Annotated in this window: 13 protein-coding genes; 7 read left to right on the top strand and 6 right to left on the bottom strand. The window is 30.3% G+C overall.

The window, feature by feature from the left end; translation table 11 throughout:
- The first annotated feature begins 2 nt into the window (after nucleotides 1-2).
- Nucleotides 3-1,151 (top strand): glycosyltransferase family 2 protein, encoded by a 1,149-nt coding sequence (locus IEW75_RS13155; RefSeq protein ID WP_134249171.1) that lies wholly within the window; start codon nucleotides 3-5, stop codon nucleotides 1,149-1,151.
- 184 nt (nucleotides 1,152-1,335) lie between these two features.
- Here IEW75_RS13155 and IEW75_RS13150 read toward each other — a convergent pair whose 3' ends face one another.
- The 6 genes from IEW75_RS13150 to IEW75_RS13125 form a co-directional block, all read right to left on the bottom strand.
- A complete protein-coding gene (locus tag IEW75_RS13150) occupies nucleotides 1,336-3,393 on the bottom strand; it encodes an acetate--CoA ligase family protein (RefSeq protein ID WP_134249170.1) in 2,058 nt (685 codons plus the stop codon).
- 12 nt (nucleotides 3,394-3,405) lie between these two features.
- Nucleotides 3,406-3,990: an indolepyruvate oxidoreductase subunit beta gene (locus tag IEW75_RS13145; RefSeq protein WP_134249169.1), complete on the bottom strand. Its 585-nt coding sequence runs from the start codon at nucleotides 3,988-3,990 to the stop codon at nucleotides 3,406-3,408.
- A 10-nt stretch (nucleotides 3,991-4,000) separates the two neighbouring features.
- Nucleotides 4,001-5,617, bottom strand: a complete 1,617-nt coding sequence (locus tag IEW75_RS13140; protein ID WP_134249168.1) for a thiamine pyrophosphate-dependent enzyme — start codon at nucleotides 5,615-5,617, stop codon at nucleotides 4,001-4,003.
- A 325-nt stretch (nucleotides 5,618-5,942) separates the two neighbouring features.
- A complete protein-coding gene (locus IEW75_RS13135) occupies nucleotides 5,943-6,494 on the bottom strand; it encodes a CopD family protein (protein WP_134249167.1) in 552 nt (183 codons plus the stop codon).
- A 1-nt stretch (nucleotide 6,495) separates the two neighbouring features.
- Nucleotides 6,496-7,509 (bottom strand): ferrochelatase, encoded by a 1,014-nt coding sequence (gene hemH, locus IEW75_RS13130; RefSeq protein ID WP_134249166.1) that lies wholly within the window; start codon nucleotides 7,507-7,509, stop codon nucleotides 6,496-6,498.
- A gap of 2 nt (nucleotides 7,510-7,511) precedes the next feature.
- Nucleotides 7,512-8,411, bottom strand: a complete 900-nt coding sequence (locus IEW75_RS13125; protein WP_134249165.1) for a helix-turn-helix domain-containing protein — start codon at nucleotides 8,409-8,411, stop codon at nucleotides 7,512-7,514.
- 275 nt (nucleotides 8,412-8,686) lie between these two features.
- On the opposite strand from IEW75_RS13125, the gene hemA reads away from it, so the two are divergent.
- The 6 genes from hemA to hemN all read left to right on the top strand — a co-directional run bounded on the left by hemA (nucleotide 8,687) and on the right by hemN (nucleotide 16,496).
- The gene (gene hemA / locus IEW75_RS13120) at nucleotides 8,687-9,940 is read left to right on the top strand and encodes a glutamyl-tRNA reductase (protein WP_134249164.1); all 1,254 of its coding nucleotides are present in this window, start codon (nucleotides 8,687-8,689) and stop codon (nucleotides 9,938-9,940) included.
- 1 nt (nucleotide 9,941) lies between these two features.
- Entirely contained in the window at nucleotides 9,942-11,543 is a 1,602-nt protein-coding gene (hemC, locus tag IEW75_RS13115) for a hydroxymethylbilane synthase (RefSeq protein ID WP_134249163.1), read from the top strand.
- A gap of 53 nt (nucleotides 11,544-11,596) precedes the next feature.
- A complete protein-coding gene (gene hemB / locus IEW75_RS13110) occupies nucleotides 11,597-12,562 on the top strand; it encodes a porphobilinogen synthase (protein ID WP_134249162.1) in 966 nt (321 codons plus the stop codon).
- A gap of 100 nt (nucleotides 12,563-12,662) precedes the next feature.
- Nucleotides 12,663-13,958: a glutamate-1-semialdehyde 2,1-aminomutase gene (gene hemL, locus IEW75_RS13105; RefSeq protein WP_134249161.1), complete on the top strand. Its 1,296-nt coding sequence runs from the start codon at nucleotides 12,663-12,665 to the stop codon at nucleotides 13,956-13,958.
- 82 nt (nucleotides 13,959-14,040) lie between these two features.
- A complete protein-coding gene (gene hemE / locus IEW75_RS13100) occupies nucleotides 14,041-15,063 on the top strand; it encodes a uroporphyrinogen decarboxylase (protein WP_134249160.1) in 1,023 nt (340 codons plus the stop codon).
- A gap of 74 nt (nucleotides 15,064-15,137) precedes the next feature.
- Nucleotides 15,138-16,496 carry an oxygen-independent coproporphyrinogen III oxidase gene (gene hemN / locus IEW75_RS13095; protein ID WP_134249159.1) on the top strand — a complete coding sequence of 453 codons (1,359 nt, stop codon included), beginning with the start codon at nucleotides 15,138-15,140 and terminating at the stop codon, nucleotides 16,494-16,496.
- The last annotated feature ends 68 nt before the right edge of the window (nucleotides 16,497-16,564 follow it).

Here is a 16,564-nt window from a genome sequence, read left to right as displayed (position 1 = left end):
TTATGGATGTTTCTGTTGTAATTGTTAACTATAATGTACGGTATTTTTTAGAGCAATGTATTTTAAGTGTAAAAGCGGCTTCAAAAAAAATAACTACAGAGATTATAGTGGTTGATAACAATTCTAACGATGAAAGTTGTAAGATTTTATTAGAAAAATACCCCGAAGTTATTTTGCTTAAAAATAAAGAAAATGTAGGTTTTTCTAAAGCAAATAACCAAGGTGTTAAAGCTGCAACAGGTGATTATGTTTTAATATTAAACCCAGACACAATTATTGCTGAAGATACACTAGATAAGATATTTGCGTATGCGAAAATTAAACAAAATTTAGGAGTTTTAGGGGTTAAACTAATTGACGGGGCTGGTAAATTTGCACCGGAAAGTAAAAGAGGAATCCCAACTCCAAATGCTTCATTTAATAAACTTTTTGGTATTTCAAGTAAGCGAACAGGTAAATATTATGCTACATATTTAGATGAAAATGAATCGGGTATTATTAAAGTTGCTTCTGGTGCTTTTATGTTTATAAAGAGAACTGTTTTTAATGAAGTTAAAGGTTTTAATGAAGATTACTTTATGTATGGCGAAGACATAGATTTAAGTATGAAATTATTGAATAAAGGGTATCAGAATTATTATTATGCAGATACTCAGATAATTCATTTTAAAGGAGAAAGTACTCCTAAGGATATTAAATACTTAAATTATTTTCATCGGGCAATGCGAATTTTTTATAAAAAGCATTTTAAATTAAACTTTGTCTATGATTTTTTTATGAGAATTGGAATAGAATTCTGGTACCTATTTAAATACTTTAAGTTTAGAAAAAATAAAACTAGTAGTAAACCTGTTTTTAATTTATTGTATTTAGGAAATGATGAGTTGATTGTTAAATTTTTGAATAAAAAACACCTTTTAATAAAAGAATCTTTAATAGATGATTATTCAAAAATAAGAGAATTAATAAAAAACAATAGAATAGACACTATTATTTTTGATAATTCAACACTATCAAATAAAAAAATAATAGCACATTTTGAAGTTTTAAAAAACGAAAAAACAGCTTTTAAAATTCATCCAAGAACTACTAATTTTATAATTGGAAGCACAAGTCCAAATATTCGTGGTCAAGTAGAAATTATCGAGTAGTAACAATTATTTAGTTACAGTTTTCATATTTTAGTTTTGCCATTCCTGTTCAGACAGGAATCCATTTTCACAACGTATAGATTCCTTCCTACATAGGAATGATGTCAAATTGTAAAATAAATTTAGTTTCATTAAAACCGTGATGTCATTCTTGTGCTCACAGGAATTTATTTAAGGCAATAATTTATTTTTCAATTCTAATCCTGGCGTCAACAGCAAAAATTTCTTCCGAATTTCCTAAAAGTGGATTTAAGTCTAATTCTGCAATTTCGGGCACTATTGTAACTAAATTTGATATTTTTTCAATTATTTCTGCAAATTTAGGTTCGTCAACACCTTTTTGATTTCTAACTCCTTGAATTATTTTGTACGATTTTAGGTTTTGAATCATTTCAATTGCCTCAGTATTTGAAACTGGTGCTAGAGCTGCTTGAATATCTTTTAAAACTTCAATATAAATTCCGCCTAAACCACATAAAACTAAATGCCCAAAATTTGTTTCTTTTTTAGCACCAATAAATAGTTCAATTCCTTTTTTCATTGGCTGAATTAAAACCGAAGTTGCTCCTTCAATTTTCATGATAGTATCAAAAGATGCTATCAATCTTTCTTCAGAAGTAATATTTAAAATAATACCACCAACATCACTCTTATGAATTGGACCTACAACTTTCATAACCACTGGAAAGCCAAATTCTTTAACGGTGTTTAAACAATCTTTTTTTGTACTGCAAACAGCTTCATTTACAACAGGGACTTTAGCTGCTAGCAACAATTCTTTCACTTGTTGAGGTTGCAAATAACCATTTTCAGCGTTATTTATAATTGTTCTAATTTTTTCTAAATTATTTGCTATTGTTTTAATTTCAATCGTTTCTGGTTTAGCTGTATTTGCAACTTTACCTAAGGCATTTGCAAACAACACTTCATCTGGAAAATTGATGTTTCCTTTTGAAACAAAATAATCAATCTCATTTTTAACGTTAACTACAGAAGGTAAAATAGGAAAAATAGGTTTTTTACAGTCTCTCATTTTTTTATGAAGCACATCATAAACATCGTAAACTTCAAATAAACCGGGGCTTCCAAAAATAACCACCATTGCATCAATTTTATCAAATTTATGTTCGCAATAATCTATAATAGTTGCTAGTTGTTCGGCAGTTCCTGTTGCTAAAAAATCAATGGGATTTGAAACGGAAGAACCTAAATATAATTTCTCAAGTAATTCTTCACTTTCTTTGCCTTTAATTTCTGGAACATTTAATCCGTTTTTAGAAAGTGCATCGGTTAACATTACTGCAGGACCACCAGCGTGGGTAATAATAGCAATATTTTTTCCAGTTAATTCTGGATGCATAAAAATTGAAGCAACAGTTATCAATTCGTTTCTACCATAACAACGCACAATTCCAGCTTTCTTGAATAACGCATCTACTGCGACATCAGAATTTGCCAGGGCACCTGTATGTGAACTTGCGGCTCTGCTTCCAGCGGAAGAACTTCCTGCTTTTATAGCTGCAATTTCACAACCTTTTTTAATTAAAGAAGTAGCGTGTTTTAATAGTTTTTGTGGGTTTTCAATACTTTCAATATAAAGCAACTTAACTTTTGAACTTGTGTTTTTATCAAAGGTTTCATCTAAATGTTCCAATACTTCTTCAACACCAATTTGAGCAGAATTTCCAACGGAATAAACACTTGAAAATGTTAATCCGGTTGCCATAGCAGCTTCAATAATAAAAACAGCAGTTGCGCCGGAGCCTGAAATAAAATCAGCTCCGTTGTTATCTAATTTTGGAATTGGAGTGGTAAAAACACCTGCATAATTTTGATTGATCAAACCAATATTATTTGGCCCTAATAATGTGCCACCTACAGCATTAATTTCATCAACTATTGCTTGTTCTAGTTTCTTTCCTTCGGTATCTTTTTCGCTAAATCCTGCAGAAAAAATAATAAAACCTTTGGTGTTTTTTTCTTTGACTAAAATTTTAATAGTTTCTAATGTAAATTTAGCTGCAATAGCAATTATTGCGAGATCAACAGCAGGAATATCTTTAATATTTTGATAACACTTAACACCTTGGACTTCTGTTTCTTTAGGATTTACAGCAAAAAGTTCACCTTTAAAATTGTGATTCTGAAGGTTCTTTAAAACTCGTCCTCCTGGAGTTTGAACATTATTTGAAGCCCCAATAACTGCAATACTTTTAGGGTTGATTAGTTTATGGTGTAACATTTATTATTGGTTTTAAGAAACAATTTCAGCGGCAATTTCTTTTCCTTTTTCAAAGGCTTCTAAATTTTTGTTTACTATTCGTTCTCCTTTTCTTTCAAAAAGTGTTTTAATAGCTTTTTTTAAACTATCATCACTTAATGGAAGAAGTGAAGCAACTGCACCTAATAAAACAATGTTTGTTGCACGGGCATTTCCTAAATCTTTAGCTATTTTTTTTGCGTCAATTAAGATGCTGTTTGGCTGTGATTTAATTTCGGCATACAAAGCATCTATTTCTGGATAATTCACAATATTTACAAACGGATTTGAGTCGGTAACTAAATGCCCACCTTCTTTTAAAAAAGGTAAATAGCGTAATAATTCCATAGGTTCTACAGAAATTATAATATCTGCTTTTCCTTGTGGAATTAAATCTGAAAATATTTCTTTGTCTGAAATTCTAACATGACTTTGCACCGCGCCACCACGTTGACTCATACCGTGTACTTCAGATTGTTTTATATTTAAATTGCAGTCTAAAGCTGCTGTATCTAAAACGGCTGCAATTGTTAAAATTCCTTGTCCGCCAACACCTGCTAATATAATATTTGTTTTCATGATTCTAAATTTAATTTAGTGTTACCTTTTTAAGTTCTTTTAATTTATCCTTTTTTTCTTTTGGCAATTGCACACAAGGTCGTTGTGAAATAATTACAGAAACACCTTTGTAATTAATTTCATCTCTAATTAAATCAATATTGTCATTTAGGTTTTTATGAAGTGGAGTAATAATTTTTAAATGATTTTCTTCAACACCTAAACCTTTACAAATATCAATTAACCTTCCTGAAGCCGAAGAATCTTGAGCGCCAGTCATTGCGATTGCAGAATTATCTGAAATAATTACTGTAATTGGTGTATTTTCAATAACAGCATCTAATAAACCAGTCATACCAGAATGTGTAAAAGTAGAATCTCCAATAATAGCAATTGCTGGGTGCACACCAGCATCAGCGGCTCCTTTTGCCATAGTAATTGAAGCACCCATATCTATAAGTGTATTAATACTTTCATAAGGTTTTAACACACCAAGAGCATAACAACCAATATCACCAAATACTTGCTGACTTTCCATTTCTTTACCCAATGAGTTAACGGCATCAAATAAATCTCTATGACCGCAACCAACACATAATTCTGGTGGTCTTCCAGTAACAACTTTAGGAATAGTTTCATTTATAACTACATCAAAACCTAAAGCACTTGCAATATTATCTGGGTTTAATTCTCCCATACGAGGAATGTCGCCAGTTAATCGTCCAATTACGTTTCTGTTTTCACCTAAAAAGTCGGAAATAGCTTCTTCAATAAAAGGATAACCATCTTCTAAAACCAATACTTTTTTACATGTATCAAATAGTTTTTTTACGGGTTTCTTTGGAATTGGATATTGAGAAACTTTTAGAATTGGATAAGGACATTCCTCTCCATCAAAATTTTCCATTAAATAGTTGTATGCAATTCCAGAAGCAATAATACCTATAGAAGTATTTGCGCCTTTTTTAAATTCATTAAAATTGCTGTTTTCTGAAGTTTCTAAAATATCAGGCTGAATGTCAACTAAATGTTTATATCTGCCTCTAGCATGCATTGGAATTAGTTGAAATTGCGTTGGGTTTTTAGGTAGTTTTAGCTCTTTTTGAAGTTTTCTGTTTCCTGTTTTAATACCAGCTCTTGAATGGGATAAACGGGTAACCAAACGTATCATTACAGGTAAACCTAGATTTTCAGATAATTCAAAAGCATATTTAGTAATTTCGTAACATTCTTGTTGTGTTGAAGGTTCTAAAATTGGAATCATAGCAAATTTACCATAATATCTAGAATCTTGTTCGTTTTGTGATGAATGCATTGAAGGATCATCTGCAACAACAACCACTAGACCGCCGTTAATTCCTGAAACTGACATGTTCATAAAAACATCAGCAGCTACGTTTAACCCAACATGTTTCATCACGGTTAGTGCTCTTTTTCCAGCGTAAGACATTCCTAAAGCAGCTTCCATTGCAGTTTTTTCATTCACAGACCATTTTGAATGAATTTTTAGTTCTGTAGCTGTTTTTGATCGTTGTATATATTCTGTTATTTCTGTAGATGGAGTTCCTGGGTAAGCGTACACACCTGAGATTCCTGCATCAATTGCTCCTTGTGCCAATGCTTCGTTACCTAATAGAAGTTTTTTCATGTGTCTTTATTATTTATTTTATTAGTCACATGCTGTTTGCTACCTGTTAATTTATTTCGTGATAGACATTTTAGCACGCTAGTTTCATAAAATATTGATTTATAAAATGTTGTATTTAGAATGCAATAAAATTACGAAAAGGTTTTCGTACTATCTATGATTTTAATCATACTGTAACATATAATACATTGATATACAATATATTAAATATTCATAAAAATGGAAGGATGTTTACGTATTTAACAATAAATTTAGATTGAAGTTTAAAAATAAATGATGAAAACTGCTTAAGCGTTGTTGATTTGATAAAATGTATGAATCAAATTTACTGTTTATCCCAGCTGTTTTTTTTTCTAATATTTTTATACAATTTTACACCTAACATTAATAAAATTGAGAAACCAATAATACCAACAGTTCCAAAAATCCAACCTAAAGAGTTTTTGAGTACTACTAAAAATACACAAGCAAATAAAATTATGGTAGCAACTTCGTTCCATATTCTTAAAAATGTTGAAGAATACTTCAAAGTATTATTTTGAGTTTGATTATATAGAATCTGGCAAGTTCCATGGTAAAAAAACAACAAAGCTACAAATGCTAATTTAATTTGCATCCAGCTTTGTTGAAGCCAAGCTGGTTGTAAAATTAGTAAAATAACAGCAAAAATTGTTGCTAAAATAGCAGAAGGCCAGGTAATAATATACCACAGCCTTTTAATCATTAATTGGTATTGTTTGGTTAAAATAGTTTTTTCTGGTTCAGGTTTAGCTTCCGCTTCTTTAAAATAAATAAATAAACGAATTATATAAAAAAGTCCTGCAAACCAAGTTGTAATAAATATTATATGTAGTGATTTTATATATAAATACTCCATATTATTTTGCCCAATTATTTATCCAACCGGCTACCGTTTTTGCCCAAGTATCATCATCATTTAAACAAGGAATTGTAGAAAAATGTTCGCCACCATTTTCTTCAAAAGATTCTTTTGCTTCCATGCCAATTTCTTCTAACGTTTCTAAACAATCAGATACAAAAGCCGGAGTTACAACAGCCAAGTTTTTAATACCATTTTGAGCAAAATTGTCAATAGTTTGGTCAGTATATGGTTGTAACCAAGGGTCTCTTCCTAAACGAGATTGAAACGAGGTGCTATACGTTCCTTCTTTCAAATTTAAAAATTCTGCAACATTTTTAGTAGTTTGGTAGCATTGGTGTCTGTAACAAAATTCGTGCGCTGGAGATGGCGTGTTACAGCAACTTCCATCAATCTTGCAGTGCGATTTTGTAATATCAGATTTTTTAATATGTCTTTCAGGAACACCATGATATGAAAACAATAAGTGATCTGGTTTTTCAGCTTCCAAATGTCTTTTAATACTATTGCTCAATACTTCAACATAAGATTTGTTGTTGTAAAAAGCTGGGACATCAGTTATTTTAATATGCGGAAATTCTTTTTTTACAATTTTATTGGCTAAAACAACTATGGTTTCTGTAGTTGCCATTGCAAATTGCGGATATAATGGTATCAAAAAAATTTCTGTAACACCTTGATTTGCTAATTTTTGAATACCACTTTTTATAGAAGGATTTCCATAACGCATTGCTAATTCAACTGGAATATCGCTGTTTTTTTTAACTTTTTTATACAAACGTTCGGATAATACAATTAGAGGAGAACCTTCTTTCCACCAGATTTTTTTATAGGCTTCTGCAGATTTTTTTGGACGTGTATTTAAAATAATTCCTTTTACAACAAAGGCTCTAACAAGATAAGGAGTATCAATAACTCTTTTATCCATTAAAAATTCATCTAAATAATTCTTTACATCTTTAACTGATGTACTATTTGGTGAACCTAAATTCACTAATAATGCTCCCTTCATATTTATGATTTTGCGTATTGTTTTGGTGTGGTTTTATATTTTCTTTTAAATGCTGCAATAAAATGGCTAGATGCGCTGTAACCTAATTGTGCAGCAATTTCATTTACATTTAACTGTTGTTCTTGTAATAATTTTTTTGCTAGTTCCATTTTGTAATTTAATAAAAAAGTAAATACAGGAACTCCGTAAAAATCTTTAAAATCGGTTTTTAATTTTTTAATATTTAACCCTACTTTTTTTGCCAAATCATCTAGAGAAGGTGGGTTTATCATTTCTTCAATAATAATTTCTTTAGCGTGTTTTATTTTAATAACAGTTTCTTCATTTGCAATATATGGACAGTTTTCTTTTTCAGTTTCGTTTTCATTTGCTGTATTAAAATAATAACTTAACAATTCATATACTTTTCCTTTAATAAAAACAGGTCTTAATGCTTTGGTAATTTGTTTTGAAGTAAGTTGATTTAATATAATCTGAATCGTAGGTGAGATTTGTTTAGGTTCTATAATTGGTTTTCCAACTTTAAAACCATTAAAATTAAATAAAAAATTACCCTCAACTGAAAATAAGGAATGAAAATATTCAATTGAAATTAAAACAGCAATTAATTCTGATTTTGGAGGGATATTAAAAAGAATGTTCATTTTTTCATCTTTAAAATAAACCATAGAAGAGTTTCCAGCTTCTAAATTAGCTGCGCAATGCTCAAAATTAAATGCTACAGTACACGTATTGGTGTTGCAAAAATAAATTTGAATGTAATTGTTGTTTAGTGGATACTCATATAGTTCAGTATCAGAAGATAAGTTGTTGAAATAAAAAACTTTAAAAGTGTCTTTTTCGTTAAAAAGCATCTGAGTACTTTTGTCGATATATTTGTAGTTTTTAAGACTAGATTTCATAAGCTGTTTTTACCGAAAAATGTTGAAATTATAGCAAAAATACAATATTTTTATATACTTCTTATGATTTTTATAACACTTAGTTATGATAAATGTCATAATTTTAAACCCCTTATTTTACTTACATTTGTATTAAATATATCGAAATAGTAATTATTTAGAAGTGTTCTAAATAAAATTAAATAACTTATATCGATAATAAAAGTACTTTTAGCGATATTTTGAACAATATTATATTTGTACTTTTGTCGATACTTATTGGTAAGGTAAAAAATATGAATCAAGAGAGTCTTCCTGCAAAATTTTACAATGTAGGTTTAAGTTATAAGAAAGCAGATGTAAAAGTACGTGGTGCTTTTAGTTTAACTAAAGAAAATCAAAAACTTTTATTAGTAGAAGCTAAAGAAAAGGGTATTGAAGGAATTTTTGTTTTATCAACTTGTAATAGAACTGAAATAACTGGGTTTGCAAAACATCCGTTCGAACTTATTAGTTTATTAATAAAATATTCTAATGGAACTGTAGAGGATTTTATAAATGTTTCTAATGTTTATAAAAATAAAGATGCAGTTAGGCATTTGTTCAATATTGCAACGGGTATAGATAGTCAAATATTAGGTGATTACGAAATAGTTGGTCAGTTAAAACAGTCATTTAAATTAGCTAAAAAATTAGGCACTACAAATGCGTATTTAGAGCGTTTGATGAATTTGGTTTTGCAAGCAAGTAAAGACGTAAAAAACAATACAAAATTAAGTTCTGGGACAACTTCAGTGGCTTATGCCGCAATACAGTATATTATAGACAATGTTCAGGATTATAATAACAAAAAAATACTTGTTTACGGTTTAGGTGAAATTGGTAAAAATACCTGTAAAAATATATTAGAATATACTTCAAATAAAAATATTACTTTAGTTAATAGGACGCTTGAAAAAGCAATTGGATTTGAGCAAATCCATAACAATGTTGCTGTTGCAGATTTTTCAAAATTAACAGATGAAATACATGCAACAGATATTTTAATTGTTTCTACAGGATCAAATACTCCAACTGTAACTAAAGAACATTTAAAAGAAGGCAAGGAACTATTAATTATAGATCTATCGATGCCTGAAAATGTTGATATTGCTGTAAAATCTGAGCCAGGCATTACATTAATAAATGTTGATGAACTCTCTAAAATTACAGATAAAACTATTGAAACTCGAAAAAAGCAAATTCCTTTAGCTGAAAAAATAATAGACAAGTATAAAGCAGAATTTAACGACTGGATTTCGCATAGAAAATATGTGCCGGCAGTAAATGCTTTAAAAGAGTCATTACAAGCAATTCAGCATGATGAAATTGATTTTCATTCAAAGAAAATTAAAGATTTTAATATAGAACATGCAGAGTTTGTAACTAATAGAATGATTCAAAAAATTACTACACAGTTTGTAAAACATTTAAAAGATGATGAAACTTCGGTTGATCAAAGCATAAATGTAATTAGCAAAATATTCTACTCAGAAAAAACCGAAATTTAGAATGGATAAAATTATTAGAATTGGTACTCGCTCAAGTGAATTAGCGCTTTGGCAGGCCAATACAGTTGCAGAACAATTAGCACATTTCGGTCATAAAACAGAAATTGTAAAAATTGATTCTTTAGGAGATATTGTTTTAGACAAACCCTTGTATGAATTAGGAATAACAGGAGTGTTTACCAAAAATTTAGATGTAGCATTATTAAATGAAGAAATTGATATTGCAGTACATTCTTCTAAAGATGTTCCTACAAAATTACCAGAAGGAATCGTGCAAGCAGCTTATTTAAAAAGAGGCGATTTTAACGATGTATTGGTGATTAAAGAAGATGAGAATTTTTTCACAAAAAATTCAGCTTTAATTGCGACAGGTAGTTTGCGTAGAAAAGCACAATGGTTATATCGTTACCCGCATCATAAAATTACAGGTCTTCGAGGAAATGTAATTACACGTCTGCAAAAATTGCAAGATAATGATTGGGACGGAGCTATTTTTGCAACAGCCGGCTTAAAAAGGTTAAAACTATTACCTGAAAAAGAAAAGCATATTAAATTAGATTGGATGATTCCTGCACCTGCACAGGGTGCAGTAATGATAGTTGCTTTAGAAAAGAATGAAGAGCTTATAGAAATTTGTAAAGAAATTAATCACGAAGAAACTGCAACTTGCGTAAAAATTGAACGTGATTTTCTGCAAACTTTAGAAGGTGGTTGTACTGCGCCTATTGGAGCTTTAGCAATGATTTTTGAAGATGAAATAAAATTTAAAGGTGCCTTATTTAGTCCTGACGGAAAGCATAAAATGGAATTTTATAAAGAAGTTGCCGTAAATAATGCAACTGATCTAGGTAAATTCGGAGCAAATTACATTTTAGAAAGAGGTGGAAAAAAATTAATGAGGGAGGTTAATGATATTGAAAAATCAACACTGATTTATTCAACAAAAAGTCTTTCTCACGATCAAACGGCTATTTTAAATTCAAAAATAGGAGTTACAAGTAGTGATTTTATTACTATAAGAAACAACAGGTTAAAACCTGTTATAGTAAAAAAGCCAATTAAAAATGTGTTATTTACTAGTCAAAACGCCGTTGAAGCTTTGTTAAATAATTTTTCGCCAATGGAGTTAGATTTTGAAAACATCTATTGCGTTGGTAGAAGAACTAAAAGATTGATAGAGAAAAGAATAGGCAAAGTAAAACATGTTGAGAGTTATGGTGAGAAATTAGCAAATTTCTTAGTTGATAATTTAGAGGAAAAAGAAATTACTTTTTTCTGTGGAAATATACGAAGAGATGAATTGCCAACTAAGTTAACTGAAAATAATATTAAAGTAAATGAAGTTGAATGTTATCAAACACAGTTAACTCCAAGAAAAATAGAAGAAAAATTTAAGGCAATTCTTTTTTACAGTCCATCTGGAATAGAAAGTTATTTAAAAGAAAATAAAACTAACGATATTGTTGCTTTTTGTATTGGAGAAACAACCGCAAGCGAAGCTAAAAAACACTTTAAAAATGTTAAAGTTTCAAAATTATCTACGGTTGAAAGTGTTTTAAATTCGGTAAATGAGTATTTTAACGAAACTATTAAAGAAAGTTAGAAGTTTTAATCTTGAATAACACAATTATTAACAAACAATTAAATAGTATTAAAATGAATAGAACCAGACGTTTACGTAAAACCGAAAATATTCGCCGTTTAGTTAGAGAAAATAAACTAACAATAGACGATTTAATTTACCCTTTATTTATTGAAGAAGGCGAGAATATTGAAACCGAAATTGTTTCAATGCCAGGCATTAAACGTTTTTCATTAGATACTATTTCAAAAGAATTGGATGAAGTTGTGGCATTAGATATTCCAGCAATATTATTGTTCGGAATTCCATCTAAAAAAGACGATACAGGTTCTGAAACTTGGAATGATGATGGAATTATGCAAAAAGCAGTTCGTTTTATTAAAAAGAACTATCCAAGTTTATATGTAATTACAGATGTTTGTTTTTGCGAATATACCAGTCATGGTCATTGCGGAATTATTCATGATAACGATGTTGATAATGATGCAACGCTACCCAATATTGCAAAGCAAGTAGTTTCTCATGCAAAGGCAGGGGTAGATATGGTTGCACCTTCAGGAATGATGGATGGAATGATAGAAACTATTCGTGAAGCATTAGACAATACAGGTTTTCCTAATATTCCAATTATGTCATATGCGGTAAAATATTCTTCTGCATTTTATGGACCTTTTAGAGATGCAGCAGATTCAGCTCCAACGTTTGGAGATAGAAGAACTTATCAAATGGATTCATCTAATAGAGATGAAGGTTTAAGAGAAGCAACTTTTGATGATCGAGAGGGTGCAGATATTTTAATGGTAAAGCCAGCACTTTCGTATTTAGATATAATTCGTGATTTAAAAAATAACTTCGATAGACCAATTGCGTGTTATAATGTAAGTGGTGAATATGCAATGATTAAAGCTGCTGCTGCGAATGGTTGGATAGATGGAGAACGCGTAATGATGGAAAGTTTATTGTCCATGAAAAGAGCTGGAGCAGATATCATTATAACATACTTTGCAAAGGAAGTAGCAAAAGTGTTGTTGAAAAAATAAAACTTTTCACAAGTATAAGTTAGTCACTGAACGGAGTTAAAGTGTTTATATTAATTAAAATTGATTTAGACTCCGCTCAATCACCAATAACAATAATAAAATGAAACTAGAAAAATCAATAGAACTATATTCAAAAGGAAAAAAACATTTAGTAGGAGCAGTAAATTCCCCTGTTAGAGCTTTTAAATCTGTTGGAGGTGTTCCAATTTTTATTGATAGAGCCAAAGGAAGTAAAATTTACGATGTTGATGGAAATGAGTATATAGATATGGTATTGTCTTATGGTCCAATGATTTTAGGTCATAGAAACAGTATTGTTGAAAAAACTATTAAAAAATACTTAAAAAACGGATATACATTTGGTGCTTCAACCAAAGGTGAAATAATAATGGCAGAAATGGTTTGCAATGCGTTTCCAGGAATGGATAAGGTGCGTTTCGTAAACTCAGGAACTGAAGCTGTATTAAGTGCTATTCGTTTAGCAAGAGCATATACAGGAAAGAATAAAATAATAAAATTTGCGGGTTGTTATCACGGACATTCAGATGCTTTATTGGTAGCAGCTGGTTCTGGATTGGCAACATTAAGTATTCCAGGAAGTAAAGGAGTGCCAGATGAAGCTGTAAAAAACACACTGATTGCCGAATTTAATAATATTAATAGTATTGAAGCTCATTTGGCTAAACACAAAGATATTGCTGCAGTTATTATTGAGCCAATTGCTGGGAATATGGGTGTAATTCAACCGAAAAAAGATTTTATTGATCAATTAAAAGAATTAACAAAAGCTAGTGGAGTATTATTAATTGCGGATGAAGTAATGACAGGTTTCCGCTCACAATTTGGAGGTGCTCAAGAATTATTAGGTTTTGAAGCTGATATTACTTGTCTTGGGAAAGTTGTAGGGGGTGGTTTTCCTGTAGGAGCTTATGGAGCAAGAAACGAAATTATGGAAATGGTTTCACCTTTAGGCGATATGTATCAAGCAGGAACATTATCTGGAAACCCAATTGCAATGGCTTGTGGTATTGCTACATTGAAAGAATTGAAAAAACAAAACCCATATAAAGATTTTGAAAAAACAGCTGCTTTTTTAGAACGAGAAATGAAAATTGCAGCTAAAGAAAACGGGATAGATTTACAAGTAAATAGATTTGGTTCTATGATAAATCCGTTCTTTACAAAAGAAAAAGTAGTAGATTTTAAGTCAGCTCAAACAAGTGATACTAAAATGTTTAAAACATTTTTTTGGAAAATGATGGAGAATGGTGTGTTTTTACCACCATCACAATTTGAATCCTGGTTTTTAGCAACTGCTATGACAAAACGCGATATTTATAAAGTGCGCTCAGCAATACAAATAGCAATGAAAGCTGTTGCTGATAAGCATAAATAGTGTTTAATTTTAAGTTGTTAGTTATACGTTAAAATGCAAAACAACTAAGAATTAAAAATTAACAACTAATATTTAAAAGAAAATGATTAAAAACGATTTATATTTAAGAGCTTTAAAAGGCGAAACAGTTGAGCGCCCGCCAGTTTGGATGATGCGCCAGGCAGGAAGATATTTACCAGAGTTTATTGCAATTCGAGAGAAATATGACTTTTTTACACGTTGTAGAACTCCAGAATTAGCCTCAGAAATAACGGTGCAACCAATTCGTAGGTATGGAATGGATGCTGCAATTTTGTTTTCTGATATTTTAGTAATTCCTCAAGCAATGAATATTGAAGTTGAGATGAAGCCTGGAGTTGGGCCTTGGTTGCCAAACCCAATTCGTTCTCAAAAAGATGTTGATGCAGTTATTGTTCCGGATATTGATGAGACTTTAGGCTACGTAATGGATGCTATCAAAATGACAAAGGAACTATTAAATGATGATATTCCTTTAATTGGTTTTGCAGGTTCTCCTTGGACAATTTTATGTTATTGCATACAAGGTCAAGGTTCAAAAACTTTTGATAAGGCTAAAGAATTTTGCTTTACACAACCAATTGCCGCACACACATTGTTACAAAAAATTACGGATACTACAATTGCTTATTTAAAGGAAAAAGTAAAAGCAGGTGTAAATGCGGTTCAAATATTTGATTCTTGGGGAGGAATGCTTTCTCCAGTAGATTACCAAGAATTTTCGTGGAAATATATCAATCAAATTATTGAAGCATTAAAAGATGATGCTCCTGTAATTGCTTTTGGAAAAGGATGTTGGTTTGCGTTAGAAGATATGGCAAATTCAAACGCCTCAGCTTTAGGTGTAGATTGGACAATTACGCCACAAATGGCAAGAAAATTAACTAATAATAAAGTTACATTACAAGGGAATTTTGATCCATCACGTTTGTTGTCTCCTCCAAAAGAGATTAAGAAAATGGTGACTAAAATGATTGATGATTTCGGTAAAGACAAATATATTGTAAATTTAGGTCATGGTATTTTACCAAATATTCCATTAGATAATGCAAAAGCATTTATTGATGCTGTTAAGGAATATAAATAGTTGTTAGTTTTTAGTTGTTAGTTTTGATGATTCATTAGCTAACAACAAGTAACCAACAACCAACAACTAAAAAAATGAAAAATTTAATTCAAAAATATAATATTCCAGGACCAAGATACACCAGTTATCCAACGGTGCCGTTTTGGGATAAGGATGGAATAGCACAACAAGATTGGGAACGTACTGTAAAAAAATCTTTTGATGAAAGTAATGAAATAGAAGGAATTAGCTTATATATTCATTTACCTTTTTGTGAAAGTTTGTGTACTTTCTGTGCTTGCCATAAAAAAATAACTAAGCGTCATGAGGTTGAAGAACCGTATTTAGAAACTGTTTTAAAAGAGTGGGATTTATATTGTGATTTATTAGTTGAAAGACCTAAAATTAGAGAAATTCATTTAGGTGGAGGTACACCAACATATTTTTCTTCTGAAAATTTAAAGAAACTAATAAATGGAATTTTTAAAAGAGCTGATAAGTTTGAAACTTTCGATTTTAGCTACGAAGGTCATCCAAATCATACTACAGAAGAGCAATTACAAACTTTATATGATTTAGGATCGAGAAGAAATAGTTTTGGTATTCAAGATTATGATCCGATTGTTCAAAAAGCAATTCATAGAATTCAAAGTTTTGAACAAGTAAAACGTGTAAATGATTTATCAAGAAAAATAGGTTATGAATCTATAAGCCATGACTTAATTTTTGGATTACCTTTTCAAACAGAAGAAAGTATTAGAAATACAATTAAAAATACCATTGCATTAAAACCGGATAGAATAGCTTATTATAGTTATGCACATGTGCCTTGGATAAAGGGAGTTGGGCAACGCGGTTTTGATGAAAACGACTTACCTAAAGATAGTGAGAAACGTCATTTATACGAATTAGGAAAACAATTGTTTTTTGATAATGGTTATGTTGAAATAGGTATGGATCATTTTGCTTTACCGTCAGACTCACTACATAAGGCAATGGAATCTAGAAAGTTACATCGTAATTTTATGGGTTATACAGCGGGTAAAACTGAATTGATGATTGGTTTAGGAATGTCATCTATTAGTGATTCTTGGTATGCTTTTGCTCAAAATGAAAAAACTATTGAAGATTATACTGAAAAGGTTAATCAAGGTATTATTCCAATATTTAGAGGGCATTTATTAACAGAAACTGATTTAATTATTAGAAAGCACATTTTAAATTTAATGTGTAACCTTGAAACTGAATGGAAGATAGGGTTAGATAGTGAAGTTAAAAATGAAATTGTGAATCGCTTACAAGAAATAATTGACGATGGTTTAATTGAAGTTTCTTCAACTAAAATTACTGTAAAAGAGGAAGGAAGAATGTTTGTTCGTAATATTTGTATGGCATTTGACCTTCGTTTACTTGAAAATAGGCCAGAAACGAGAGTGTTTTCTATGACAATATAATTCTGAAATTAAAAAGCATAAAAAACCCGAACAATTAAATTGTTCGGGTTTTTTTATCTAATATTATA

Source organism: Lutibacter litoralis (assembly GCF_014646675.1).
In the GTDB taxonomy this organism is placed as follows: domain Bacteria; phylum Bacteroidota; class Bacteroidia; order Flavobacteriales; family Flavobacteriaceae; genus Lutibacter; species Lutibacter litoralis.
This window is presented reverse-complemented; position numbering and strand designations above follow the sequence as displayed.